This is a genomic window from Thalassobaculum sp. (genome assembly GCF_040219615.1).
In the GTDB taxonomy this organism is placed as follows: domain Bacteria; phylum Pseudomonadota; class Alphaproteobacteria; order Thalassobaculales; family Thalassobaculaceae; genus Thalassobaculum_A.
The window spans coordinates 1-26,172 of sequence record NZ_JAVJSE010000031.1; the positions used below are offsets into that span (position 1 = coordinate 1).

The window sequence follows — 26,172 nt, forward strand, 5'->3', positions numbered from 1 at the left end:
CGGCGAGCGGCAGCATCGACCTCGGCGGCGGCCAGGCCCTGATACTGGCGGGAGTCGGTTCCGCCAGCGGTACTTTCTCGGCGGTGTTCGCGGGCGGCAGCACCAGCATCACGCTGGTGGCCCCGGCGGTGTCGGTGTCGACCGGCGACAGCCTGACCGGGACGGGCGGCGACGACGTGATGTCGGGCGGGGTCGGCGACGACTACCTGGCCGGCCGTGTCGGCTACGACCTGCTGCTCGGCGGCGCCGGCAACGACACGCTGTCGGGCGGTGCGTGGGGCGACACGCTGGCCGGTGGCGCCGGCGCTGATCTGCTGGACGGCGGTGCCGGGACCGATGCGGTCTGGTACCAGGCCTCCGGGGCGGGCGTGAGCCTGAACCTGGCGACCGGCCTCGGCTACGGCGGCGACGCCGAGGGCGACACGCTGGCGTCGATCGAGCAGTTCGCGCTGACGCAGTATGCGGACACGGTCGTCGGCTCGTCGGCCGGCGAGACCATCGGCAGCGGCAGCGGCGACGACGTGTTGTCGGGCGGCGACGGCAGCGACCATCTGGCCGGCAGCGACGGCAACGACCTGCTGTCCGGCGGTGCCGGCAACGACACGCTCGCCGGGGGTGGCGACAACGACGTTCTGTCCGGCGGCGCCGGTAACGACACGCTCGATGGCGGCGGCGGCCGCGACTACTTGGCCGGTGGCGACGGAAACGACGCCCTGTCCGGGGGCTCGAACAGCGACACACTGGTCGGCGGCGACGGCGACGATGCGCTCGTCGGCGGCGGCGGCAACGACTTCCTGTCGGGCGGCGCCGGCAACGACGATCTGCTCGGGGGCTATGGCGGCAACGACGTCCTGTCGGGCGGTGCCGGCGACGACAGCCTGTTCGGGGGCGTCGGGAACGGCAGCCTCTACGGTGGTGACGGTGACGACACACTGCGCGGTATCGACAGCGTGAGCGGCGCCGACGTCCTGGACGGCGGTGCAGGCGACGATGTCCTCATCGGCCGGCAAGTTGGCACCAACCTCATGATCGGTGGGGCCGGCAACGACGCCATGTCGGGCTTTCTGGGCGAAGATCAGATGTCTGGCGGCGATGGCGACGACTGGATGACGGGTGGGGCGGGCACCGACGTGCTGTCCGGTGGCGCCGGCTCGGACACCCTGGCCGGCGGCAGTGGCAATGATACGATCGCTGGCGGGGCCGGAAACGACAGCCTGTCTGGCGGCTCCGGTGACGACTACTTCGTTGCCGGTGACGGTGCCGACCTGATCGTGCTGGTCGACGGCAGCGGCGTCGACAGCATCGCCGACTTCGCCGGCGCCGCCGGCGACGTCATGCAGATCAAGGCGGACATCAACGGCTCCGGGATCACGAGCTTCACCGAGTTGCAGGCGGCGGCGCAGACCGTGGACGGCAACACGCTGATCAGCCTCGGCGGCTCGAACACGGTAACAATGTTCGGGGTGACCGCCGATCAGCTGCAGTCCGGGTGGTTCACCTTCAGCTGACGAGCGGCGCGCGGCCGCTCAGGCGATTTCGCGCCGTTCATCCGACGCCACCACCGCGTCCGGGCTGGCCCTGACCGCCCGCCAGACATCGCCGACGCCGATCAGGACGGGGTGCCCGGGGCTCATCGCGGCGACTCCGTCGGCAAGTTCGCCGAGCGGCCCGGTCCAGCGCCGCTCGTCCGGCCGCGAGACCGCGCCGACCGCGACCGCGGGCGTGTCGCGTGCCATGCCGGCGGCGAGCAGCCGGTCGCGGATCGCGGCGGCGGTGCGCGCACCCATGTAGAACACCGTCGTCGTCGCCGGTTCGGCGATACGGTTCCAGTCGACGTCGTCCGGCAGGTTGCCGTCGCGGGTGTGACCGGTGACGAACCTTACCGCGCGCGCGGAGTCCCGGTGGGTCAGCGAGACCCCGAGCGAGGCCGCCATGGCGCTGGCCGCGGTGATGCCCGGCACCACAGTCGCCGGGATTCCCTCGACCGCCAGCCGCTCCAGTTCCTCGCCGGCCCGCCCGAACACGCTCGGGTCGCCGGCCTTCAGGCGGACCACGTGGCGGCCCTGGCGGGCCAGCTTGACCATCAGATCGTTGATGTCCTCCTGCCGGCAGGAGTCCCGGCCGCCGCGCTTGCCGACCAGCATGCGCCGGGCCTCGCGCCGGGCCAGTTCCAGCACCGCGTCGGACACCAGGGCGTCGAACAGGACGACGTCGGCCGACTGCAGGGCGCGGACGGCGTTCAGGGTCAGCAGGCCGGGATCGCCCGGCCCGGCGCCGACCAGGGTGACCCGGCCGCCCGGCGCGGCGTGCGGGGCCAGGAATGTCGCGAGTGCCGCCTCGTCATGCGCGGTCGGGGCCGGCCCGAAGGCGCGCTCGGACAGCGCTTCCCAGAATGCCCGTCGCGCGGCCCCGGGTGCCAGCCGGTCCATCACCGCGCAGCGCATCCGGGCCGCCAGCGCCGCCCAGTCGGACAGCGACGGCGGCAGCAGCGTCTCGATCCGCCGCCGGATCGCCTGCGCCAGGATCGGGGCCGCCCCTTTGGTGGCGATCGCCACCACCACCGGCGAGCGGTTCACGACCGAGCCGAACTGGAAGGTCCCGAAGGCCGGCCGGTCGATCACGTTGCAGGGGACCCCGGCGGCGCGGGCGGCGTCGGCGAAGCGCCGGGCCTCGTCCCCGTCCGCGGCGTCGGCGACGGCGACCGCGGTCCCGTCGAGGTCGCCGGGCAGCCAGGGCCGCGGCAGGTGGAGCAGCCGTCCGGCGGCGGCGCCCGCGGCCAGCAGCCGGGTCAGCTCGGGGCCGGGGGCCGGCGCGGCTACCCGGACCTCGGCGCCGGCCGCGGCCAGCAGTTCGGCCTTCCAGGCCGCCGCCGGGCCGTCGCCGGCGACCAGCGCCGCCCGGCCGTCGAGATCGACGAACAGCGGCAGCAGGGCCAGCCGGCCGAGCCGCGTGGCTCCGGCGTCAGCCGGCCTTCTCGATCCCGGTGTCCCGGCTTCTCGCATGATCGACGATCCTCTGGATCTCGGCACGGCATGAGCCGCAGTTGGTGCCGGCGTTGGTCGCCGCCCCGATCTCGTTGACCGAGGCGCAGCCCTGGCCGGCGATCGCGGCGACGATCCGGTTCACGCCGACGGCGAAGCAGGAGCAGACGATGGCGCCGGGATCCGGCTGGTCGCCGCCGGCCCGCCCGGCCAGGATCGCGTAGCGCTGGCGCGGCTCGGCGGGGCCGTCGCCGAGCCGCTCGGCGGCCCAGGTCCGGGACACCGCGACGGGGTCGGGTCCGACGAACAGCGCGCCGATCAGCCGGTCGTCGCGGAATGCCGCGAACCTGTGGATGCCGGCCTTGGCGTCGCGGTAGGCCAGGACCTGGACCGCGGGGTCGCTGTCGGCGATGCCGATCAGCGTGCGGATCCAGGCCGCCCAGTTCGACACCGGGGCGGCGTCCGCCAGCTCGAGCTTCCAGCCGTCGCGGGCGCGGGCCAGTGCCCAGTAGGCGGCGTCGACCGCCCGCGGCCGGTCGGCCAGGACCGCGAAGCCGTACCAGGCGGCGGCATAGGGCGTCACCCGGACGGTTGCCGACTTGGAGCCCGGCTGACCCGAGTGTGGGTCGGTGGCGGGCGGGATCACGGCGTCGACCCGGGCGGCCGAGGCGAACCGGTCGGTCCAGTGCATCGGCACGAACACCGAGCCCGAAGGCACCCGGTCGGTGACCAGCGCGCGCACCAGGATCGCGCCCCGGTCGGACTCGATCCGCAGCAGCCCGGCCTCGGCCGCGCCGATGCGCCGGGCGTCGGCCGGATGGATCTCGGCGAACGGCTCGGCGAGATGCGCCGACAGCCGCGGCGACAGCCCGGTCCGGGTCAGGGTGTGCCAGTGGTCGCGTACCCGGCCGGTGTTCAGGACGAAAAACTCGTCCGAGGCCGGCTGCACGGCCGGCGGAACCACGGGAACCAGCCGGCCGCGGCCGGACGCGGTGAAGAACCGGCCGTCGGCGAAGAACCGGCGGTCCGGCAAGGCGGCCTCCGCCGCGGTGCGCGCCGGCCACTGCGCCGGCTCCAGGGCGTCGTAGGCCGGATCGGACAGGCCGGTCAGGCCGCCGATGTCGAAGTCGCGGGCGCCGTGGTTGTCGATCGCCGACAGGGCGGCGTGCTCGCGGAAGATCTCGGCGGCGTTGCGGTACGGGAAGGCGTCGCCGAAGCCCATGCGGCGGGCGACCTCGACCAGCGCCCACCAGTCCGGACGGGCTTCCCCGGGGGCGGCGCGGAATGCGCGCTGGCGCGAGATCCGTCGCTCGGAGTTGGTGACGGTGCCGTCCTTCTCGCTCCAGCCGGCCGCCGGCAGCAGCACGTCGGCATGCCGCGTGGTGTCGGTGTCGGCCATGGCGTCGGACACCACCACGAACGGGCAGGCGTCGAGCGCCGCCGCCACCCGGTCGGCGTCGGGCAGGCTGTCGACCGGGTTGGTGCACATGATCCAGACCGCCTTGACCCGGCCGTCGGCCATCGCCTGGAACAGGTCGACGGCCTTCAGCCCGCCGGCCTCGGGCATGCGCGGGGCGTTCCAGAACCGCCGGACCCTCTCGCGGTCGGCCGGGTCGGCCAGGTCCATGTGGGCCGCCAACTGGTTGGCCAGGCCGCCGACCTCGCGGCCGCCCATGGCGTTCGGCTGGCCGGTCACCGAGAACGGCCCCATGCCTGGCCGGCCGATGCGGCCGGTCGCCAGGTGGCAGTTCAGGATGGCGTTGACCTTGTCGGTGCCGCCGGTCGACTGGTTGACGCCCTGGCTGAACACCGTGACCACCCGACGGGTGTCGCGGAACAGGGCGAAGAACCGCGCGATCGGTCCGGCATCCAGACCGGTCGCCGCCGCCAGGCCGGCGACGTCCAGGCCGCGGGCCGCCGCCAGCGCCTCGTCCAGGCCCTCGGTGTGGGCCGCGAGGTAGGCGCGGTCGAGGGCGTCGGTGTCGGCGAGATGGACCAGCAGCCCGTTGAACAGGGCGGCGTCGCCGTCCGGGCGGATCGCCAGGTGCAGGTCGGCGGCGTCGGCGGTGGCGGTGCGGCGCGGGTCGATCACCACCAGCCGCATCTCCGGGCGGGCGGCGCGGGCGGCGGCGAGGCGCTGGTACAGCACCGGATGGCACCAGGCGAGGTTGGAGCCGACCAGCACGACCAGGTCGGCCTGCTCCAGGTCGGCGTAGCAGCCGGGCACCGTGTCGGTTCCGAAGGCCCGGCGGTGGCCGGCGACGGTCGACGCCATGCAAAGCCGCGAGTTGGTGTCGATGTTGGCCGAGCCGATGAAGCCCTTCATGAGCTTGTTGGCGACGTAGTAGTCCTCGGTCAGGAACTGGCCGGAGACATAGAAAGCAACCGAGTCCGGGCCGTGCTCGGCGATGGTGTCGGCGAACCGGGCCGCCACCAGGTTGAGGGCGTTGTCCCAGTCGGCCGGGCGGCCGTCGACCCAGGGGCGCAGCAGCCGGCCGTCCGGGTCGAGGGTCTCGCCCAGGGCCGCGCCCTTGGAGCACAGCCGGCCGAAATTCGCCGGGTGATCGGGGTCCCCGGCGATCGTCACGCTGCCTGTCTCGTCCACGGTGGCGGCCACGCCGCACCCGACCCCGCAATACGGGCAGGTAGTCTTCACGCACTGCCGGCTCGGGTTCGAGCCATCCGCCGTTCCGGCGTCCTTCCTCCCCACTCGGGCTCCGTCCAACTCGTCCTCCTCCGCCGGGACGGCCTAGGCCGCCCGCTCGGCGACCACACGCAGGCCGAGCGACACGCGGCCTTCGACGACGCGGACCGGAACGGTCCGCGCACAGCCTTCGTCGGCGCCCATGGCGGCGCCGGTCTGCAGGTCGATCACCCAGTTGTGCAGCGGGCAGGTCACGGCGGCGCCGTGGACGATGCCCTGGCTGAGCGGGCCGCCCTTGTGCGGGCAGCGGTCGACGATCGCGTACACCGCGTCGTCATGGGTCCGGAACACCGCGATCGGCCCATCCGGCGTGACGACCTGCCGGGCGCCGCGGCGCGGGATGTCGGCCAGCATGCCGACGTCGGTCCACTCCAGCTTCGCGGTCATTCGGCGGCCTCCTGGAAGGGAATGGTGTTGAGCGGGGCGAATTCGTGGGCGTCCTTGCCGGCGACCCGATCGGCCCAGGGGTCGCTCTGGGCGAAGCGCTGGGAGAACAGGAAGCGCTCGTAAAGCGCGCCGCGGCGCTCCGGATCGTCGACGATCAGCCGGCGCACGGTGTCGACGCCCACCCGGTCGGCCCATTTGTAGACCCGCTCGAGATAGCGGCCTTGCTCGCGGTAGAGCTGGATCACCGCCATGCAGTACTCCAGCGCCTCGTCCTCGGTGGCCACCGTGCACAGCACCTCGGTGCCCTTGACGTGCATGCCGGCGGCGCCGGCGAAATGCAGCTCGTAGCCGGAGTCGACGCACACCACGCCGAAGTCCTTGCAGGTCGCCTCGGCGCAGTTCCGCGGGCAGCCGGAGACCGCCATCTTCACCTTGTGGGGGGTCCACGACCCCCACATCATCTTCTCAAGCTTGACCCCGAGGCCGGTGGAGTCCTGGGTCCCGAACCGGCACCAGTCGGTGCCGACGCAGGTCTTCACCGTGCGCAGGCCCTTGGCGTAGGCGTGGCCGGACACTAGGCCGGCCGCGTTCAGGTCGGCCCAGACCGCCGGCAGGTCCTGCTTCTTCACACCCAGCAGGTCGATGCGCTGGCCGCCGGTGACCTTCACGGTCGGGATCGCGAACTTGTCGGCGACGTCGGCGATGGCGCGCAGTTCCGACGGGGTGGTGACGCCGCCCCACATGCGCGGCACCACCGAGTAGGTGCCGTCGCGCTGGATGTTCGCGTGCACCCGCTCGTTGATGAAGCGCGACTGGCTGTCGTCCTCGTACTCGCCCGGCCAGGCGGCGATCAGGTAGTAGTTCAGGGCCGGCCGGCACTTGGCGCAGCCGCAGGAGGTCTTCCACTCCAGCGCCTGCATGAGCTGCGGGATCGACTTCAGCGCCTTGGCGGCGATCAGCCGCCGCACGTCGTCGTGGCCGAGGTCGGTGCAGCCGCACATCGGCTGCACGGCGTCCGGGTTGTAGGCGTCGCCGAGGGTCAGCGCCATCAGCTGCTCGACCAGGCCGGTGCAGGAGCCGCAGGAGCTCGACGCCTTGGTGTGGGCCCGGACCGCGTCGAGCGAGGTCAGGCCCTTGGCCGTGATGGCCCCGACGATCTTGGACTTGCACACGCCGTTGCAGCCGCAGATCTCTGCGTCATCCGACAAGGCTGCAACGGCCGCCGTAGGGTCCAGCGGGGCGCCCCCGGCGTAGCCCTGTCCGAAGATCAGGGTTTCGCGCATGCCGGAGATGTCGGTGGCGTCCTTCAGCAGCTGGAAGAACCAGGCGCCGTCGCCGGTGTCGCCGTACAGGACCACGCCGATGATGCGGTCGTTCCTGAGCACCAGCCGCTTGTAGACGCCGCGGGCGGCGTCGCGCAGCACGATCTCCTGGCGGTCCTCGGCGTCGGCGAAGTCGCCGGCCGAGAACAGGTCGATGCCGGTCACCTTCAGCTTGGTCGAGGTCACCGAGCCGCGGTACTCGGCGTCGCCGCCCAGCAGGTTCCGGCCGATGGTGCGGGCCATGTCGTAGAGCGGCGCCACGAGGCCGTAGCACACCCCGCGGTGCTCGACGCACTCGCCGACCGCCAGCACGTCGGGGTCGGAGGTGCGCATCCGGTCGTCGACCAGGATGCCGCGGTTGGTCTCGATGCCGGCCGCCTTGGCCAGCGAGGTGCCGGGCCGGATGCCGACCGCCATCACCACGATGTCGGCCGGGATCTCGGTGCCGTCGTCGAGCCGAACCCCGGTCACCCGGTCGTCGCCGGTGATGGCATGAGTGTTGGCGCGGGTGATCACCCGGATGCCGCGGGCCTCGATCGCGCCCTGCAGCAGGTAGCCGGCCGCCGGGTCGAGCTGGCGCTCCATCAGGGTCGGCATCAGGTGAAGGACGGTCACCGTCATGCCCTGGCGCTGCAGCCCGGCCGCCGCCTCCAGGCCGAGCAGCCCGCCGCCGATCACCACCGCGCTGCCGCCGCTCTGCGCGGCCTTCAGCATCGCCTCGACGTCGTCGAGGTCGCGGTAGGTCAGCACGCCCGGCAGATCGTGACCGGGCACCGGGATGACGATCGGCGACGATCCGGTGGCCAGCAGCAGGGTGTCGTAGTCGGCGACGGTGCCGTCGTCGGCGACGACGCGCTTGGCCGCGCGGTCGATATGCACCACCCGGCGGCCCTTGTGCAGGGTCACGCCATGCTGGCGGTACCAGTCGTCACCATGGATGACGATGTCCTCGTAGGCCTTCTCGCCCGACAGCACCGGCGACAGCATGATTCGGTCGTAGTTCACGCGCGGCTCGGCGTTGAAGATCGTCACCTCGACGCCCGGTTGCGCGGTCTCGAACAGCGTCTCCAGCACCCGGCCCGGCGCCATGCCGTTGCCGACGACGACCAGCTTGCGGCTCATCGCGGGCCTCCCGTGGCGGCTGCTACCGCCCCCCTGTCGTCATTCCGGACGTAGCGGGTGGGTTCCGGCTCGGCCGCGCCGGGGCGGCGCGGCCGTCCGGAATGACGACGGAGGGGGGGAGCCGACGGGGAACGTGGGGTCATCGGGACACTCCTGTGGCTCAGGCGGCTTTGGGGCTCAGGCGGCTTGCGCAGGTTTCGGCTTGGCGCCGTGCTCGTACTCCTCGAGGAAGTCGAGGAGCTCCTGGCGGTAGCGGTAGTAGTCGGGGTGGTCGAGCAGGGCGCGGCGGGTCCGCGGCCGCGGCAGGTCGACGGTCATGACGTTGCCGATCCGGGCGTTCGGTCCGTTGGTCATCATCACCACCTTGTCGGCCAGCAGGATCGCCTCGTCGACATCGTGGGTGACGCAGATCGCGGTGACCCGGGTGCGCTTCCAGACGTCCATGAGGACCTCCTGGAGTTCCCAGCGGGTCAGGCTGTCGAGCATCCCGAACGGTTCGTCGAGCAGCAGCAGCTTGGGCGACAGGGCGAAGGCGCGGGCGATGCCGACGCGTTGCTTCATGCCGTTCGACAGCTCGCTCGACAGCCTGTCCCTGGCGTCGGCGAGCCCGACCCGGGACAGGTAGTAGGCGACGATGTCGCGGCGCTCGGCGGCGCTGGCGTGCGGATAGACCCGGTCGACCCCGAGGGCGACGTTCTCGCCGGCGGTCAGCCACGGCATCAGCGACGGCGCCTGGAACACCACCGCGCGGTCCGGGCCGGCCGAGGTGACCTCCTTGCCGTCCAGCACGATGCCGCCGCCCGACACCTCGGTCAGGCCGGCGACCATCGACAGCACCGTCGACTTGCCGCAGCCGGAGTGCCCGATCAGCGAGACGAACTCGCCCCTCTCCATCTTCATGTCGAAGCCGTCGACTACGGTCAGCGGGCCCTTCGGGGTCGGGTAGACCTTGCCGACCCCGGAGAATTCGACATAGCCGCGGGTGATCCCGGAGCGCGCGGCGTCGCGGTAGGCGGCCGGCAGCTTCGGGTCGGGACGCTGGGTGATCGGCGTGACGTCGGGCAGCACCAGCGTGCCGTCGCCTTCGGACGTCCGCTCGACGCCGAGGTCCAGCAGGTACTGGGTGATGCGGGCGCGCAGCCGCTTGAAGGCCGGGCTGGCGTTCATCGCCGTGCGGTCGCGCGGCCGCGGCATGTCGACCTTGAAGGCCGGGCCGAGGGTGGCGCCCAGGCCTGATCTGGCGGGAGCGGGGGTCAGCGGGATGATGCGGTCGGCGAGCAGGATCGCCTCGTCGACGTCGTTGGTGATCAGGATCACCGTCTTCTTGTCCTGCTCCCAGATCTGCTCGATCTCGTCCTGCAGCTTGGCGCGGGTCAGCGCGTCGAGCGCCGACAGCGGCTCGTCCAGCAGCAGGATCTGCGGGCTCATGGCCAGCGCCCGGGCGACCGCCACGCGCTGCCGCATGCCGCCGGACAGCTCCGACGGCCGGCGGTCGGCGGCGTGGGCCAGCCCGACCATCGCGATGTACTTCTCGATGCGCGCCGACCGTTCCCGGCGGCTCTCCTTCGCGAACACCGCATCGACCGCCAGGGCGACGTTGCCGCGCACCGTCAGCCAGGGCATCAGCGAGTAGGACTGGAACACCAGGCCGCGATCCGGTCCCGGGCCGTCGATCGGCTTGCCGTTCAGCAGGGCCTCTCCGGCGTCCGGCCGGATCAGCCCGGCGATCACCGACATCAGCGTGGTCTTGCCGGACCCGGAGAAGCCGACGATCGCGACAAACTCGCCGTCCTCGACCGCCAGGTCGATGTCCTTCAGCACCGCGGTGCGGCCGTCGCCCTCGCCATAGGCCTTGCAGACCTTGCGCAGTTCCAGGATCGCCATGGCCCGGCCCTCAGCGGTTGGTGGTGAAGGTGAAGGCGGCCTGCAGCGCATACATCATGCGGTCGAGCAGGAAGCCGATCAGGCCGATGGTCAGGACCGCCACGATGATCTTGGCGAGCGACGACGAGGAGCCGTTCTGGAACTCGTCCCAGACGAACTTCCCGAGGCCGGGGTTCTGGGCCAGCATCTCGGCGGCGATCAGCACCATCCAGCCCACCCCCAGCGACAGCCTGAGACCGGTGAAGATCAACGGCATGGCCGACGGCAGCACCAGCTTGGTGACCGTCTTCCAGGTCGGCAGCTTCAGCACCCGGCCGACGTTGATCAGGTCCTTGTCGATCGACGCCACGCCGTGCGCGGTGTTGATCAGGGTCGGCCACAGCGAGCACAGGGTGACGGTGATCGCCGAGACCACCAGCGACTTCGGGAACAGGTCGGAGGCATCGACGTAGACCGCCGACACCACCATGGTGACGATCGGCAGCCAGGCCAGCGGCGACACCGGCTTGAAGATCTGGATCAGCGGGTTGAGGGCGCCGTTGACGGTGCGCGACAGCCCTGACGCGATGCCGATCGGCACCGCCACCAGGGTCGCCACCAGGAATCCGAGCGCCACCGTCTTCAGGCTGGTGACGATCTGGTCGAGATAGGTCGGCTTGCCGGTGTAGCCGCGCCACTTGACCTTGTCGGCGTTGCCCTCGGCCGCCAGCTTGGCGTTGCGGGCCTCCTGGCGCTCCATGAACGCGGCTTCCTTCTCGCGCTCGCGCAGGTGGTCGGCCCACAGGCTCCCGGTCTGCTCCCAGACCGCGGCCGGGCCGGGGATTGCACCGAGCGAGGTCTCGACGGTCGGCGCGAGGGCGGCCCAGGCGGCCACGAACGCACCGACGCCGATCAGCGGGATCACCAGCTGCTGCCACAGCTCGCGCAGCTGGTGGCGCGGGCTGTCGCCGGCGGCGATGCGCAGCAGCGGCACCAGCCAGCCGAGCCCCATGACCCGCAGCCAGACGGCGGCCTGCGCGACCCGCGTCAGCCACATTTCCCGGCGGGCGCGGCGTGCCGCGGCGCGGTCGTCGATCACGGCATAGTCGGTGGTGGTGGTCATGGGATCGGTCCTCGACTGGTCCGGTTGCTGCCGTGTTCGCGGGGGAGGGCGGTCAGCCGCCGACGACGCTGCCGCCGTCCACGGTCTGCCGGTCCTTCAGGCCGATCGGGAACTGCTGCAGGTAGCCGTTGGGCTGGCGGCCGTCGAAGGTGACGCCGTCGATGAACTCGGACTGCGGGGCGCGGTAGCCGTCGGTGTCCCAGGGGAAGTCGGCCTTGGCGACCTTGCCTTCCTCGAGCAGCAGTCTGGCGGCTGCCAGGTAGATGTCCGGGCGGTAGACCTTGCGCGCGACGCTGTCGTACCAGCCGTCGTCCTTGGACTCGGCGATCTGGCCCCAGCGGCGCATCTGCGTCAGGTACCAGACGGCGTCGGAGTAGTACGGGTAGGTCGCGAAGTAGCGGTAGAACACGTTGAAGTCGGGCACCGCGCGCTTGTCGCCCTTCTCGTATTCGAAGGTGCCGGTCATCGAGTTGGCGATCACCTCGGGGTCGGCGCCGACGTATTCCGGGCGCGACAGGATGGCGACCGCCTCCTTGCGGTTGGCGTTGTCGTTCTCGTCCAGCCACTTGGCGGCGCGGATCAGCGCCTTGGTCAGGGCCAGCGTGGTGTTCGGGTTCTGCTCTGCGAACCCGGCGGTGATGCCGAACACCTTCTCCGGGTTGTTCTTCCAGATCTCGTAGTCGGTGATCACCGGCACGCCGATGCCCTTGAACACCGCCTGCTGGTTCCAGGGCTCGCCGACGCAGTAGCCGTGGATGGTGCCGGCCTCCAGGGTCGCCGGCATCTGCGGCGGCGGGGTGACGCTGAGCAGCGCGTCAGCCTTGATCTGCCCGGTAATGTCGGTCGGCGAGTAGAAGCCGGGGTGCACGCCGCCGGCCGCCAGCCAGTAGCGCAGCTCGTAGTTGTGGGTCGAGACCGGGAACACCATGCCCATCTTGAAGGGCCTGCCCTCGGCCTTGAACTTGTCGATCGCCTTCTTCAGGGCGTCGGCCTTGATCGGGTGCACGATCTTGCCGTCGGCGCCGACCGCCAGGTGCGGCTTCATCAGCGCCCACACCTCGTTCGACACGGTGATGCCGTTGCCGTTCAGGTCCATCGAGAACGGCGTGACGATATGCGCCTCGGTGCCGAAGCCGATGGTGGCGGCCAGCGGCTGGCCGGCCAGCATGTGGGCGCCGTCGAGTTCGCCGGTGATGACCCGGTCGAGCAGGACCTTCCAGTTGGCCTGCGGCTCGAGGGTGACGAACAGGCCCTCGTCCTCGAAGTAGCCCTTCTCGTAGGCGATCGCCAGCGGCGCCATGTCGGTCAGCTTGATGAAGCCGAACTTCAGCTCGTCCTTCTCCAGCTCCAGGCTGGCGGCGAAGGTGGGAGCGGCGACGAAGGCCGCCAGCCCGATGGCCGTGAACGCGCCGGTCAGAAAGCTCGTGATACGCATGGTCGCCTCACCGTCCGTACACCCGCGGTCAGATGCGGGGACTGCTGGGGAGCGCGGCTCGCCGGGGATGTTGCGCCGGGCGATCGCGCAAACAAAAAAGCCGCCGATCCGATGCCCCCGCGAAATTCGCGGAGAACCAGATCGAGCGGCTTCGCTCTCAGGAAGTCCCGTCGTCGGGACCCGTCCCGGGTTCCCGGCCCCCATTGGCCGCGAACCTTCATACTGCAGTGCAGCGTAGCAGGGCCGGTCGGCGGGTCAAGAGGAAAAGATGAAAACTTGGGCAGAAAAATAAATGCACAAAAAATAAGCAAGTATGTTCGACGGAGAGGCGGCGGCTGGGTTCCGGATGAGCCGCGCGGGCGCGTCTCTCCGGAATGACGAAGAAAATACGCGGAGCGCTCCCCCACCCCGTCGTCATTCCGGACCGGCGCGCCTCGGGCGAGACGTAGCCGGTACCCAGGAAGCGACGGGCGTCGGCCGTGCCGACTACGCCACCTCGTCCGGATCGAACACCGCGCCGTCGCAGAACCGGTCGGGTCCCAGGAACAGCCGGCCGCGCAGCGAGGCGGCGGGCGTCGGGGCCTCGAGCGCGCCTTCCAGCTTGGAGTTGGCGCCCGGCAGGTCGGTCGCGACGGCGGCCAGGGCCTCGCGGTACAGGTCCGGCGCGAAGGTCCGGCAGGCGATCGCCGTCGACCCGGGACTGGCCGCCAGGTGCCCCCAGCGTGCCATCTGCCCGTGGAACCACAGCGCCTGCGAGCGCCAGGGGAAGGTGGCCGAGGCGGCGTGGAACACCATGAACCGGTCGACCCGGGCCTGGGCGCCCCTGGGCGTCAGGGTCAGGCTGCCCGACAGCGCCCGCTCGATCACCTCGGCCGGGGCGTCGACATAGCGATCCGACGCCAGCAGCTCGCTCAGGATCGTCCGGTTGCCGGGATCGGCGACCCACATCGACGCGCGGTACAGGGCGCGCAGTAGCCGATGCAGGTCGTCCCGGCGTTCCTCGACCCAGTCGCGTCGCAGGCCCAGCACCTTCTCGGGTGCCGCCGCCCAGACCGCGCGGCCCGGCAGCACGATCGAGGCCAGCCCGGCGTCGACCGCCACCGATCCCCAGGGCTCGCCGACGCAGAAGCCGTCGACCACGCCGGACCGCACGGCGTCCGCCATCAGCGACGGCGGGATGACCTCGACCCGCACCTGCCGGTCCGGGTCGATCCCGGCCGAGGCCAGCCAGTAGCGCACCAGGTAGTGATGGGTGGAGAAGAAGAACGGCACGCCGATCACCACCGGCCGGTCGAGGGCGTCGCGGCGGATCGCCTCCAGCATCGCCTCGGGTCCCTCGAAGCCGTCCGCCGCCATCCGCTCGAGCAGCCGGGCCGAGGCGCAGATCACGTCGCCGTTCAGGTTCAGCACATAGGGCGCGACGACCTCGGCGCGCGGCCCGGCGAGGCAGAGATTGGTGGCCAGCGCCATGGGGGCGAGCAGGTGCGCGGCGTCGTACAGCCGGACTGCCAGCTTGTCGCGGACATTGGACCAGGAGGTCTCGCGCGACAGCGCGATCTCCAGGCCCTCCTCGCGGGCGAAGCCGATCTCGTGCAGGGCGACCAGCGGCGCGCAGTCGACCAGCGGGATGAAGCCGATGCGGACCTGCGTGCTCAATTCAGGATCTCCGCGGCGGTCACCACGCTGCGCGCGATGTCGCCGATCTTGCGGTTCTGGTTCATCGCGGTGCGCCGCAGGATCTTGTAAGCCTCCTCCTCGTCGATGCCCTTCATCTTCATCAGGATGCCCTTGGCGCGGTCGACCAGCTTGCGCTCGGCCAGCGCCGCCCTGGTGGTCTCGAGTTCGGTGTTCAGCCGCGAGAACGCGTTGAACCGGCTGATCGCCAGGTCGAGGACCGGCTTGATCCGCTCCCGGTGCAGGCCGTTCACGACATAGGCGCCGACCCCGGCCTCGACGGCGGCGGCGATCGAGGCGCTGTCGCTCTCGTCGACGAACATTGCCACCGGCCGCTTGATGCGGCGCGACAGCTCGAACATCTGCTCCAGCATGTCGCGGCTGGGGGCCTCGAGGTCGATCAGCACGGCGTCCGGGTCGATCTGCGCCAGCCGGTCGAGCAGGTTGTCGGTCTCGGCCAGGGCGACCACGTCGGGGAAACCCGCGTCCCCCAGGGCGGCGGATATCATCCGCGCGCGTTCCGGCTGCAGGTCGATGACGACGATTTTCATGAGCGCACGCACCATCGTTTCCCGGCCGGGGTTCGGCCGGCGATGCCCGAAGCGTGCGTTTCCTCGATTGAGATGCTTTTCGGCAGGTTACGCCGGGAGCGGGCCTGCCTGTCAACTCGCGCCGCTACGCAAGCCGCTCCAGAAAGCCGGCGAGCGCCCGGTTGAACGCCTTCGGCCGCTCCAGATGCGGGGCGTGGCCGGCGTCTGCAATCGACGCGACCGCGGCACCGGGGATCGCGCCGGCCAGCCAGGCCGCGGTGTCCGGCCCGTAGAGCTGGCTGCGGGCGCCAAGCAGGATCAGGGTCGGGAGCGCGATCCGGGCGACGTCGGGGCGATAGTCGGCGACGGTGAGCGCCTGCCAGAGGGCGGCCATGGTGTCGGGGTCGCAACCCCGCATCTCGCCGGCGATCCAGTCGAGCAGGGCCGGGTCGCCCGGGCCGTCGGCGGCGAGCACCGAGGGCAGGAAGGCTTCGACCCAGCGCGCCCACTCGCGGCGGATCAACTCGGGCGCGCGCGCCGCCTGCGACGCGGTGTAGCCGCCCAGCAGCCCGAGCCGCCACTCCCGGTCGTTGACCACGCGCGCCGTCATGTCGACCACCACCAGGCCGCCGAGGCCGCCGTCGCCGAACCGCCGGATGTACTCGAAGGCCACCAGGGCGCCCATCGACCAGCCGACCAGGACCGGGTCGGTCAGCCCGGCGGCGGCGACCAGCGCGCGCAGGTCGCCGGCCAGGATCGCCAGGTCGGGCGCGTCGCCGGCTCGATGGGAATGCCGGTGGCCCCGGAGGTCCGGCACCACGACGCGGCAGCGGGCCGCCAGCGCCGCGACCTGCGGGGCGAAATACCCGGCGTGGCAGGCCCAGCCGTGCAGCAGCACCACCGGCCGCCCGGCGCCCCGTTCCTCATAGTACAGGGGGTGGCCGTCACCCGGGTCGAAAAGCGGCATGGGCGGTTCCCGGAGGTCTCGAATTGCCGTTGACAGTCGGCGTGATTGGCCTGAACATGACACCTGACTCATGTTTCATAAAAGAAAAAAATGAACATGCTCGGGGAGAAGACGCCGAAGACGGCACGCGGGAGGCGGACGCTCCGGAAGATTCTGGACGCCGCCGAGCTCGAGTTCGGGGCGCGCGGCTTCCATGAGGCCTCGGTCGCCAGCATCACCGCCAATGCCGGGGTTGCCCAGGGCACCTTCTATATCTACTTCGACAGCAAGGAGCGGCTGTTCGGCGCGCTGGTCGGGGACCTGGGGCTGCGCCTGCGCGCCTACCTGCACGACGCGGTCGACGGCGCCGACAGCCGGATCGAGGTCGAGCGCCGCGGCCTGCGGTCGTTCATCGAGTTCGTGCGCGAGCACGGCAACCTGTACCGCATCGTCATGGAGTGCCAGTTCGTCGACCCGGAGGCCTTTCGGGCCTACTTCATGGACTTCGCCGACGCCTACCAGGACGGCCTCGACCGCGCGGTGGCGGACGGCGAGGTGCGGCCGGGCGAGACCGAAGGCCGGTCCTGGGCGCTGATGGGCATCTCGCTGTTCGCCGGGCTGCGCTACGGGATCTGGGAGCCCGGGCGCGACGTCGCCCCGGTGGTCGACAGCATCACCGACATGATCGACCGCGGGCTGCGCCCCGAGGGGCGGCAGCCGTGACCGGCCGGCGCGAACTGGTTCGGATGGCGGTGGCCGGCGGCGTCGCGACCCTGACCCTGGCCCGGTCGGAGCGGCACAACAGCCTGGTGCCAGAACTGCTGGACGACCTGCTCGGACATCTCGGCGCGATCGAGGGCGACGACCGGGTGCGGGCGGTGGTGCTGGCGGCCGAGGGCCGCAGCTTCTCCACCGGCGGCGACGTCCGGGCGTTCCACGACCAGCCGGCCGCCGCGCTGCACGGCTATGCCTGCGACCTAGTCGGCAAGCTGAACCGGACGATCCTGGCGCTGATGGACCTGCCGCAGCCGGTGATCGCCCGGTTGCAGGGGCCGGTGACCGGCGGCTCGCTCGGCCTGGTGCTGGCGGCCGACCTGGTGGCCGCGGTGCCGTCGGCCTTCATCGCCCCGTACTACGCCAGCGTCGGCTTCGCGCCCGACGGCGGCTGGACCGCGATCCTGCCGGAGCGGGTCGGCGTGCAGCGGGCCCGCGAGATCCAGCTGCTGAACCGGCATGTCGATGCGGCCGAGGCGCATGCGCTGGGGCTGGTCACCGAGGTGGTACCGGCCGACCGGCTGGACGCCCGGATCGCCGAGTGGCTGGCGGTCCTGGGCGGGCATGTCGGGTCGGGCATGGCGGCGGCCAAGCGCCGGCTGATGCCGGACTGGCGCCGGGCCGCCTATGCCGCCGGCCTGGAGGCCGAGCGCCGGGCCTTCGTCGCCCAGGTGACCCGGCCCGAGGTCCGTGGCGGCATGGCGCGGTTCCTGGACCGGCGCGCGGCCGGGTGAGGGGGAGCGGATGTTCAGCATCGTCGACATCGCCGCCAAACGCGCCGCCCTGTCGCCCGACAAGGTGGCGCTGCACGAGGTCGCCGGCACCGCCCGGCTGACCTACCGGGAACTCGACGCCCGCGCCTGCCGGTTCGCCGCGGCGCTGCGCGGCCGCGGGATCGCCCCCGGCGACCGGATCGCGATCCTGGCCCACAACGCCGCGTCGTTCTTCGAGATCCTGTTCGCCTGCGGCAAGGCGCGGGCGGTGCTGGTGCCGCTGAACTGGCGGCAGACCGTCGCCGAGCTGGCGCCGCTGGTCGACGACTGCGCGCCGCGGCTGCTGCTGCACGACGCCGGCAACGCCGGCCTCGCGGCTGGTCTGGCCGCGGCCCGACCCGGCCTGCCGCTGCTGCCGGTCCTGGCCGAGGGCGAGGCACCGGCCGCCGGCAGCTACCAGGAGATGCGCGACGCCGCCGAGCAGCGCCACGACTGGGACCCGGTGTGGCCGGCCGACGGGCTCTGGTACATGCTCTACACCTCCGGCACCACCGGCCGGCCGAAGGCGGTGATGCAGACCTTCGGCATGGCGCACGCCAACTTCGTCAACCTGGCGGGCGCCATCGACTTGACGGCCCGCGACGTCACCCCGAACTACCTGCCGCTGTTCCACACCGCCGGCATCAACCTGCACAGCCTGCCGACCCTGATCGCCGGCGGCTCGGTGAAGGTCATGCCGGGTTTCGACCCGGACCGGTTCCTCGACCTGATCGAGGCCGGCGAACTGACCGCCCTGCTGGCGGTCCCGGCGATCTACCAGGCGCTGGCCGTGCACGACCGGTTCGCGTCGGCCGACCTGTCCGGCGTGCGGTCCTGGTCGAGCGGCGGCGCGCCGCTGCCGCATGCGCTGATCGACCTCTATGCGGCGCGCGGCGTTACCATCTGCCAGGGCTACGGCATGACCGAGACCGGACCGACCACCTTCCTGATGCGGCCCGAGGAAGCGGTGCGCAAGCGCGGCTCGGTCGGCAAGCCGCTGCTGATGACCGAGAGCCGGATCGTCGGGCCCGACGGCCGCGACGTGCCGGCCGGAGAGGCCGGCGAGTTGCTGATCCGCGGCGCCAACGTGACGCCCGGCTACTGGAACCGGCCGGACGCCACCGCCGAGACCCTGGACCCCGAGGGCTGGCTGCACACCGGCGACGTCGCCCGGGCCGACGACGACGGCTACGTGTTCATCGTCGACCGCATCAAGGACATGTACATCTCCGGCGGCGAAAACGTGTATCCGGCGGAGATCGAGAACGTGCTGCTCGGCCATCCGGACCTTCTGGAGGTCGCGGTGGTGGGCGTGCCGGACGGCCGCTGGGGCGAGGTCGGGCGAGCCTATGTGGTGCCGCGGGCCGGTCGCCGGGTCGACGAGGCCGGGCTGCGGGCGTGGTGCCGCGAGCGGCTGGCCGGCTACAAGCTCCCGAAGTCGGTGGCGGTGGTCGACGACCTGCCGCGGACCCCGGCCGGCAAGGTTCGCAAGCACGTCCTGCGGGCCGAGGCGGCGAGCGAGACGGAGGCGGCATCGTGACCGCGATCCGCGAGGACCGGGTGTTCACCCAGACCGATTTCGACCGCTTCGCCGCGCTCAGCGGCGACGACAACCCGATCCACGTCGACCCGGTGTTCTCGGCCGAGACCCGGTTCGGCCGCACCGTGGCCCACGGCATGCTGCTGTATACCGCCCTCTGGGGCCTGGTCCGGCGGCACTTCCCGGGCGCGGTGCAGGAAACCCAGGACCTGATGTTCCCGGCGCCGACCTATGCCGGCGAGACCATGCGGCTGGAGGTCGACCTGCTGGACCGACCGGCGCCGGACCGGCTGGACCTGGCGGTGCGGGTCGTCGCGGCGGCCGACGGCACGGTGACGCTGGACGGCCGGACCCGGGTCCGGCTGACCGGTGGAGAGTTCCGATGAAGGTCGGCGATCGCGCCACCATCACGCGCAGCTACCGGGCGGCCGACGTCGCCGGGCTGGAGGCGCTTGCCGGGGTCGACACGGTCACCGACGGCCACGTCCCGGAGCCGCTGGTCGGCGGACTGTTCTCCTTCCTTCTGGGGCGCGAGCTGCCGGGCTTCGGCACCAACTACCTGAAGCAGGAGATGCGGTTCCTGCGGCCGGTGCTGGTCGGCGAGCCGGTCACCGCGACCGTCGAGATCACCCGGATCCGACCGGACAAGCATCTGGTCGATCTGGCGACGACATGCACCGACGCCTCCGGCGAGGTGCTGTGCGAAGGCCGTGCCCTGGTCCTGGTCAGGGACGTCGGGCACCGGACATCACAAACGCAGACAGGGAGTGACGCGACATGAGACGGCACATCGGTATCGCGGCCGCGACGGCGGCCGTATTGGGACTGCTCGGGGGCACCGCGCTGGCGGCCGAGCCCTACAAGATCGCCCATGTCTACGGCAAGACCGGGCCCTTCGAGGCCTATGCCAAGCAGAGCCATGTCGGCCTGATGATGGGCCTGGAGTACGCCACCGGCGGCTCGATGGAGGTCAACGGCCGCAAGATCGAGGTGATCGAAAAGGACACCCAGCTGAAGCCGGACATCGGCAAGACACTGCTGGCCGAGGCCTTCGGCGACGACGACGCGACCCTGGCGGTCGGCCCGGTATCGTCGGGCGTCGCGCTGGCCATGCTGCCGGTCGCCCAGGAATACCAGAAGCTGCTGCTGGTCGAGCCGGCGGTCGCCGACTCGATCACCGGCTCGGCCTGGAACCGCTATGTGTTCCGCACCGGCCGCAACTCGTCGCAGGACGCGATCTCGAACGCGGTGGCCCTCGGCAATGCCGGCAACTGCGTGGCGACCCTGGCCCAGGACTACGCCTTCGGCCGCGACGGCGTCGCCGCCTTCAAGGAGGCGCTCGGCAAGACCAAGGCCAAGCTGGTGTTCGAGGAGTACGCCCCGACCGACACCGCCGACTTCACCGCCCCGGCGCAGCGCCTGTTCGACGCGCTCGAGAAGGCCGACGGCTGCAAGCGCAAGGTCATCTGGGTGGTGTGGGCCGGCAAGGGCAACCCGCTCGGCAAGCTGAAGGCGCTGAGCCCGGAGGCGAAGGGCGTCGAGCTGGCGTCCGGCGGCAACATCCTGGCGGCCATGGCGGCCTACAAGGAGCTGCCGGGCATGGAGGGCGCCACCTATTACTACTACGAGATCCCGAAGAACCCGGTGAACGACTGGCTGGTCAGCGAGCACCAGAAGCGCTTCAGCGCCCCGCCGGACTTCTTCACCGCCGGCGGCATGGCGGCCGGGATCGCGGTGGTCGAGGCCCTGAAGAAGGCGCCGTCCGGGGAGACCGAGGCGCTGATCGCGGCCATGGAGGGCATGGAGTTCATGACCCCGAAGGGCGTCATGAAGTTCCGCAAGGAGGACCATCAGGCCCTGCAGTCCATGTACCACTTCAGGATCAAGGTCGACCCGGCGGTCGCCTGGGGCATTCCCGAGCTGGTCCGGGAGCTGAAGATCGAGGAGATGGACATCCCGGTCCGCAACAAGAAGTAGCGGGCGCCCGTCGCACCGTGGGTCCCGGGTCTCGCTGCGCTCGCCCGGGATGACGACAAGAGGAGAGCCGGACTGTTTCCCTCCCCATCGTCATCCCGGCCGCAGCGAAGCGAAGAGCCGGGACCCACCCGCCGCCTCACGACGTCAGAACTGGCCAAGACGCGATGACCACCGAACCGCCCGTCCTGCGCACCGAGGAGCTGACCATCCGGTTCGGCGGCCATGTCGCCGTCGACCGGGTGAGCTGCGCCTTCGAGCGCGGCACCCTGACCGCGATCGTCGGGCCGAACGGGGCCGGCAAGACCACCTATTTCAACCTGATCTCCGGCCAGCTCAAGAGCACCGCCGGCCGGGTCGTGCTGTTCGGCCAGGACATCACCGGCCTGACCGCGCCGCGCCGCACCCGCGCCGGTATCGGCCGGGCCTTCCAGCTCACCAACCTGTTCCCGAACCTGACGGTGCTGGAGAATGTGCGGATCGCCGTGCAGGCCCGCCACGACACCGGCTTCGACATCTGGTCGCTGGCGACCCGCCGGCGCGCGCTGATCGAGATGGCCGAGCACCACCTGTCGCGCACCGGCCTGCTGGACAAGATGGACGCGGTCGCCGCCTCGCTGCCGCATGGCGACCAGCGCAAGCTCGAGGTCGCGGTGCTGCTGGCGCTGGAGAGCGAGGTGCTGATGTTCGACGAGCCGACCGCCGGCATGAGCGTCGACGAGGTGCCGGTGGTGCTCGACCTGATCCACCGGATCAAGGCCGACACCGCCAAGACCATCCTGCTGGTCGAGCACAAGATGGACGTGGTGCGCTCGCTGGCCGACCGCATCATCGTGCTGCACAACGGCGCGCTGGTGGCCGACGGCGCCCCCGAGGCGGTGATCGCCTCGGACGTGGTCCAGCAGGCCTATCTCGGGACCGCGGCAGGAACGGGGGCCGGCCATGGCTGACCTGCTGCGCCCTGCACCCCTTCTGCGCCTCGACGGCGTCCACACCCACATCGGCCAGTACCACATCCTGCAGGGCGTCGACCTGGCGGTGCCGGAGGGCGAGCTGACCATGCTGCTGGGCCGCAACGGCGCCGGCAAGACCACGACCCTGCGCACCGTCATGGGCATGTGGCGGGCCTCGGCCGGGTCGCTCGGCTTCGGCGAGACCGACCTGAAGCCGCTGGCCACGCCGGACATCGCCCGGCTCGGCATCGGCTACGTGCCCGAGAACATGGGCGTGTTCGCCGGGCTGACGGTGCGCGAGAACATGGTGCTGGCGGCCCGCGACGGTGCCATCGACCGGGGACGGCTGGACTGGATCTTCTCGCTGTTCCCGGCCCTGCGGAAGTTCTGGGAGCTGCCGGCCGGCAACCTGTCGGGCGGCCAGAAGCAGATGCTGTCGATCGCCCGGGCGATGATCGAGCCGCGCCGGCTGATCCTGATCGACGAGCCGTCCAAGGGCCTGGCGCCGGCGATCGTCGACGCGCTGATCGAGGCGATGCTGGAGCTCAAACGCACCGCCACCACCATCCTGATGGTCGAGCAGAACTTCCGCATGGCCCAGGTGCTCGGCGACGGAGTGGCGGTGATGGACGACGGCCGGGTGGTGCACAGCGGCCGCATGGCCGACCTCGCCGCCGACCCGGACCTGCAGGCCCGCCTGCTCGGCCTCAGCCTCGGAGCACACCAATGACCGACGGAACATCCGATACGGCGATCCCGGCGCCGCCGCTGGCCGACCGGCTGAAGGCGCAGGCGCCGTACTGGACGGTGCCTGGGCTCGCGATCATCGGCCTGCTGCTGATCGCCGACGCCTCGACCTGGGGCACCCTGACCCTGGCCGGCCTCGCCATGGGAATGCTGATCTTCATCATGGCGTCGGGCCTGACCCTGGTGTTCGGGCTGATGGACGTCCTGAACTTCGGGCACGGCGCCTTCATCTCGATCGGCGCCTTCGTCGGCGCCACCGTGCTGCTGTCGCTCGGTGGCTGGACCGGATCGGACTCGCTGGCGCTCAACCTGGCGGCGGTGCTGCTGGCGATCCTGGCGGCGATGCTGGCGACCGGCGGGCTCGGCTGGTTCTTCGAGCGGGTGATCGTGCGCCCGGTCTACGGCGCCCATCTCAAGCAGATCCTGGTGACCATGGGCGGGCTGATCGTCGCCGAGGAGCTGATCCACCTGCTGTGGGGACCGAACCAGATCCCGTTGCCGCGCCCGGAGCTGCTGAAGGGGTCGTGGGTGATCGGCGACGTGATCGTCGAGCGCTACCGGCTGCTCGCGGTGGTGCTGGGCGCCGCGATCTTCGCCGGCCTGCGGTTCGCAATGGTGCGCACCCGGCTCGGCCTGCTGATCCGCGCCGGGGTCGAGAACGGCGAGATGGTCGAGGCGCTCGGCTACCGGGTGCGGCGGCTGTTCGTGCTGGTGTTCGTGGCCGGCTCGGCGCTGGCCGGGCTCGGCGGCGTGATGTGGGGGCTGTACGACGAGATCATCACCGCGCAGATGGGGCTCAACATCCTGGTGCTGGTGTTCATCGTGGTGATCATCGGCGGCCTCGGCTCGGTCGAGGGCTGCTTCATCGGCGCCCTGCTGGTCGGGCTGATGGCCAACTACACCGGCTTCCTGGCGCCCAAGGTGGCGCTCGGCTCCAACATCCTGCTGATGGTGCTGATCCTGATGTGGCGGCCGCGCGGCCTGCTGCCGGCCGGGAAGGGGTGAGGCGCATGAGCGACCGCCCCTGTCCTTCGCGGCCCCGCTGGTGCGGGGCACCTCAGGACGACAGCGGAGAAGCTGGCGCGCTGACGCCCACCCCCGTCGCCCTGAGTCGCGAGCGCAGCGAGCCACGAAGGGCCGGCCGGCCGAAAGCGAGGTTCAGTCGATGCTGAGGACCCTGCTCTCCGAGGACATGCCGCGCAGCCGGGCGCTGACGGCCTTGCTGCTGCTGATCGCGGTCGGCCTCGCCCTGGCACCGTTCCTGTTCCCCGGCATTCGCTCTTTGAATACGGCGGCCACGATCTGCATCTTCATCGTGCTGGTGGCCAGCTACGACCTGCTGCTGGGCTACACCGGCATCGTGTCGTTCGCCCACACCATGTTCTTCGGGATCGGTGCCTACGGGGTGGCGCTGGCGCTGAAGGCGTTCCCGGGATCCTGGGGGGCGGTGGTGCTCGGCACCGGCTGCGGGCTGGTGCTGGCCATGGCGCTGGCGCTGGTGATCGGGCTGTTCGCGCTGCGCGTCCAGGCGATCTTCTTCGCCATGGTCACCCTGGCGGTGGCAAGCGCCTTCCTGATCCTGGCTTCCCAGCTCTCCGGTATCACCGGCGGCGAGGACGGCCTGACCTACCGGGTGCCGCACGCGCTGTCGCCGGCCTTCAGGCTGGCCGACGGCAAGCTGTTCGACGTCCGTCTCGACGGCCGGATCGTCAGCTACTACCTGATCCTCGGCTCGGCGGCGGCGCTGGTGCTGGCGCTGCTGCGGATCGTCAACTCGCCGTTCGGCCGGGTGCTGCAGGCGATCCGCGAGAACGAGTTCCGGGCCGAGGCGATCGGCTACCGGACGGCGTTCTACCGTACCGCCGCGACCTGCCTGTCGGCCGGGGCGGCGGCGCTGGCCGGCGTGCTGATGGCGCTGTGGACCAAGTATACCGGGCCGGACACCACCCTCAGCCTGTCGATCATGATCGACATCCTGCTGATGGTGGTGATCGGCGGCATGGGCACGATCTACGGCGCGGTGATCGGCACAACGCTGTTCGTGCTGGCCAAGAACTATCTGCAGCTGCTGATGGCCTCGGCCGCCGAGGCGACCGCCGGCGTGCCGCTGCTGAGCGACCTGGTCAGCCCGGACCGCTGGCTGCTGTGGCTCGGGATCCTGTTCATCCTCAGCGTCTACTTCTTCCCGACCGGGATCGTCGGCCGGCTCAGGGGGCGGATCTAGGGGAATCCCCGCTGGAGCGCCGGTTCGGAATCATGCGATAACGCCCGCCCAACCGAGACGGCGAGCGATGAGCGGCATGCTGAGGGTCCTTCACGTCGGGTGCGCCAAGGAGCGGGTGGTCGGGCGCAGCGAGTTGTTCCCCGCCGGCAAGTGGGTCGAGACGCGGCTGGACATCGACCCGTCGGTCAAGCCGGACGTGGTTGCCTCGATGACCGACATGTCGCCGGTTCCCGACGCGAGCTGCCACGCGGTGTACTCGTCGCACAACCTCGAGCATCTGTTCCCGCACGAGCTGCAGCAGGCGCTGACCGAGTTCCTGCGGGTCCTCGACCCGGGCGGTTTCCTGTTCGCCCGCGTCCCGGATCTCCAACTCGCAAGCGCCGCGATCGCCAAAGGACGGGCGGACGAGCCTCTGTATGAATCGGCGAACGGCCCGATCACGCCGCTCGACATCGTCTACGGGCACCGCCGGTCGATCGCGAAGGGCAAGGTCTACATGGCGCACCGCAACGGCTTCGTCTTCGACAGCTTCGGCGGCGCCCTCGAGGCGGCCGGCTTCGTCGGCATCCAGGTGGTGCGCGAGCACTACGACCTGGTCGGGCTTGGCTTCAAGGAGTTCCGTCGGGACACCGGCCCGCGCCTGCGCCAGGCGGTCCCGAAGGCGGCGGCCCCGAAAGCGGCGGCCGCGCTCTAGCAGGCGGGCGGGCAACGGCATTGCATCGGCCGGAAACGTCCGGCTTGTGTCATTGAGCCGCCACGGTCGCGGCCCGATGCTGCCCGGGCAACCTGCTGGAGACCCGCCGTGCCGACGATCGTGACCGACGCCCGATCATTCACCGCCGATCGCGCCTGGGGCGCCCGCGACCTGGCGGAGGTCGACGGTGCCAGCGTCCGCCTGCACTGGACCGACCGGCCCTACCGTTGGCACGTCAACGACGGCAACGAGGTGTTCGTGGTGCTCGACGGCGCCGTCGACATGCATTTCCGCGAGAACGGCGTCGAGCGGGTGCAGCGGCTCGGCGCGGCCGACATCTTCGTGGCGGCCGTCGGCGACGAGCACGTCGCCCATCCGGTCGGCGAGGCGCGGGTGCTGGTGGTCGAGCGCAAGGGCTCGGTCTGAC

23 protein-coding genes are annotated in these 26,172 nt (G+C 71.1%); 13 read left to right on the forward strand and 10 right to left on the reverse strand.

Annotated elements, in window-relative coordinates; all coding sequences use genetic code 11:
* Positions 1–1,508 (forward strand): calcium-binding protein (locus RIC31_RS16500; RefSeq protein WP_350109991.1); only part of this gene is annotated, 1,508 nt, incomplete at its 5' end.
* 18 nt (positions 1,509–1,526) lie between these two features.
* Here the strand turns inward: RIC31_RS16500 and cysG are convergent.
* From cysG to RIC31_RS16550, 10 genes are all read right to left on the reverse strand, one after another.
* A complete protein-coding gene (gene cysG, locus RIC31_RS16505; protein WP_350109994.1) occupies positions 1,527–3,002 on the reverse strand; it encodes a siroheme synthase CysG in 1,476 nt (491 codons plus the stop codon).
* On the reverse strand, positions 2,962–5,691 hold the full coding sequence (locus tag RIC31_RS16510; protein ID WP_350110360.1) for a nitrate reductase: 2,730 nt from the start codon (positions 5,689–5,691) through the stop codon (positions 2,962–2,964). Before RIC31_RS16510 ends, cysG begins: the two co-directional genes overlap by 41 nt.
* Before the next feature lie 39 nt (positions 5,692–5,730).
* Positions 5,731–6,072, reverse strand: coding sequence for a nitrite reductase small subunit NirD (nirD, locus tag RIC31_RS16515; protein WP_350109997.1), 342 nt, complete (start codon positions 6,070–6,072; stop codon positions 5,731–5,733).
* Positions 6,069–8,516 (reverse strand): nitrite reductase large subunit NirB, encoded by a 2,448-nt coding sequence (gene nirB, locus RIC31_RS16520; RefSeq protein ID WP_350110000.1) that lies wholly within the window; start codon positions 8,514–8,516, stop codon positions 6,069–6,071. The genes nirD and nirB overlap by 4 nt, the downstream gene beginning before the upstream one ends.
* A 177-nt stretch (positions 8,517–8,693) precedes the next feature.
* Positions 8,694–10,400, reverse strand: a complete 1,707-nt coding sequence (locus RIC31_RS16525) for an ABC transporter ATP-binding protein (RefSeq protein WP_350110003.1) — start codon at positions 10,398–10,400, stop codon at positions 8,694–8,696.
* A gap of 10 nt (positions 10,401–10,410) precedes the next feature.
* On the reverse strand, positions 10,411–11,502 hold the full coding sequence (locus tag RIC31_RS16530; RefSeq protein WP_350110006.1) for an ABC transporter permease: 1,092 nt from the start codon (positions 11,500–11,502) through the stop codon (positions 10,411–10,413).
* Between the two features lie 52 nt (positions 11,503–11,554).
* On the reverse strand, positions 11,555–12,937 hold the full coding sequence (locus tag RIC31_RS16535) for a CmpA/NrtA family ABC transporter substrate-binding protein (RefSeq protein ID WP_350110009.1): 1,383 nt from the start codon (positions 12,935–12,937) through the stop codon (positions 11,555–11,557).
* A 486-nt stretch (positions 12,938–13,423) separates the two neighbouring features.
* Positions 13,424–14,593: a CmpA/NrtA family ABC transporter substrate-binding protein gene (locus RIC31_RS16540; protein WP_350110012.1), complete on the reverse strand. Its 1,170-nt coding sequence runs from the start codon at positions 14,591–14,593 to the stop codon at positions 13,424–13,426.
* A complete protein-coding gene (locus RIC31_RS16545; protein WP_350110015.1) occupies positions 14,590–15,162 on the reverse strand; it encodes an ANTAR domain-containing response regulator in 573 nt (190 codons plus the stop codon). The genes RIC31_RS16540 and RIC31_RS16545 overlap by 4 nt, the downstream gene beginning before the upstream one ends.
* Before the next feature lie 124 nt (positions 15,163–15,286).
* The gene (locus RIC31_RS16550; RefSeq protein ID WP_350110017.1) at positions 15,287–16,108 is read right to left on the reverse strand and encodes an alpha/beta fold hydrolase; all 822 of its coding nucleotides are present in this window, start codon (positions 16,106–16,108) and stop codon (positions 15,287–15,289) included.
* Between the two features lie 90 nt (positions 16,109–16,198).
* Between RIC31_RS16550 and RIC31_RS16555 the strand changes: the two genes are divergently transcribed.
* From RIC31_RS16555 to RIC31_RS16610, 12 genes are all read left to right on the forward strand, one after another.
* Positions 16,199–16,810: a TetR/AcrR family transcriptional regulator gene (locus RIC31_RS16555; protein WP_350110020.1), complete on the forward strand. Its 612-nt coding sequence runs from the start codon at positions 16,199–16,201 to the stop codon at positions 16,808–16,810.
* A complete protein-coding gene (locus RIC31_RS16560) occupies positions 16,807–17,595 on the forward strand; it encodes an enoyl-CoA hydratase/isomerase family protein (RefSeq protein WP_350110023.1) in 789 nt (262 codons plus the stop codon). The genes RIC31_RS16555 and RIC31_RS16560 overlap by 4 nt, the downstream gene beginning before the upstream one ends.
* A 10-nt stretch (positions 17,596–17,605) precedes the next feature.
* Positions 17,606–19,153, forward strand: coding sequence for an acyl-CoA synthetase (locus tag RIC31_RS16565; protein ID WP_350110026.1), 1,548 nt, complete (start codon positions 17,606–17,608; stop codon positions 19,151–19,153).
* The gene (locus RIC31_RS16570) at positions 19,150–19,539 is read left to right on the forward strand and encodes a MaoC/PaaZ C-terminal domain-containing protein (RefSeq protein ID WP_350110029.1); all 390 of its coding nucleotides are present in this window, start codon (positions 19,150–19,152) and stop codon (positions 19,537–19,539) included. Before RIC31_RS16565 ends, RIC31_RS16570 begins: the two co-directional genes overlap by 4 nt.
* A complete protein-coding gene (locus tag RIC31_RS16575; protein ID WP_350110033.1) occupies positions 19,536–19,934 on the forward strand; it encodes a hotdog family protein in 399 nt (132 codons plus the stop codon). Before RIC31_RS16570 ends, RIC31_RS16575 begins: the two co-directional genes overlap by 4 nt.
* Complete coding sequence (locus tag RIC31_RS16580) at positions 19,931–21,130, forward strand: substrate-binding domain-containing protein (protein ID WP_350110036.1); 1,200 nt, start codon at positions 19,931–19,933, stop codon at positions 21,128–21,130. The genes RIC31_RS16575 and RIC31_RS16580 overlap by 4 nt, the downstream gene beginning before the upstream one ends.
* A gap of 164 nt (positions 21,131–21,294) precedes the next feature.
* Complete coding sequence (locus RIC31_RS16585) at positions 21,295–22,077, forward strand: ABC transporter ATP-binding protein (RefSeq protein ID WP_350110039.1); 783 nt, start codon at positions 21,295–21,297, stop codon at positions 22,075–22,077.
* Positions 22,070–22,810 carry an ABC transporter ATP-binding protein gene (locus tag RIC31_RS16590; RefSeq protein ID WP_350110042.1) on the forward strand — a complete coding sequence of 247 codons (741 nt, stop codon included), beginning with the start codon at positions 22,070–22,072 and terminating at the stop codon, positions 22,808–22,810. The genes RIC31_RS16585 and RIC31_RS16590 overlap by 8 nt, the downstream gene beginning before the upstream one ends.
* Complete coding sequence (locus RIC31_RS16595; protein ID WP_350110045.1) at positions 22,807–23,832, forward strand: branched-chain amino acid ABC transporter permease; 1,026 nt, start codon at positions 22,807–22,809, stop codon at positions 23,830–23,832. The genes RIC31_RS16590 and RIC31_RS16595 overlap by 4 nt, the downstream gene beginning before the upstream one ends.
* Before the next feature lie 160 nt (positions 23,833–23,992).
* A complete protein-coding gene (locus RIC31_RS16600) occupies positions 23,993–25,051 on the forward strand; it encodes a branched-chain amino acid ABC transporter permease (RefSeq protein WP_350110047.1) in 1,059 nt (352 codons plus the stop codon).
* A gap of 76 nt (positions 25,052–25,127) precedes the next feature.
* The gene (locus RIC31_RS16605) at positions 25,128–25,745 is read left to right on the forward strand and encodes a class I SAM-dependent methyltransferase (protein ID WP_350110050.1); all 618 of its coding nucleotides are present in this window, start codon (positions 25,128–25,130) and stop codon (positions 25,743–25,745) included.
* Between the two features lie 108 nt (positions 25,746–25,853).
* Complete coding sequence (locus tag RIC31_RS16610; RefSeq protein WP_350110053.1) at positions 25,854–26,171, forward strand: cupin domain-containing protein; 318 nt, start codon at positions 25,854–25,856, stop codon at positions 26,169–26,171.
* The last annotated feature ends 1 nt before the right edge of the window (position 26,172 follow it).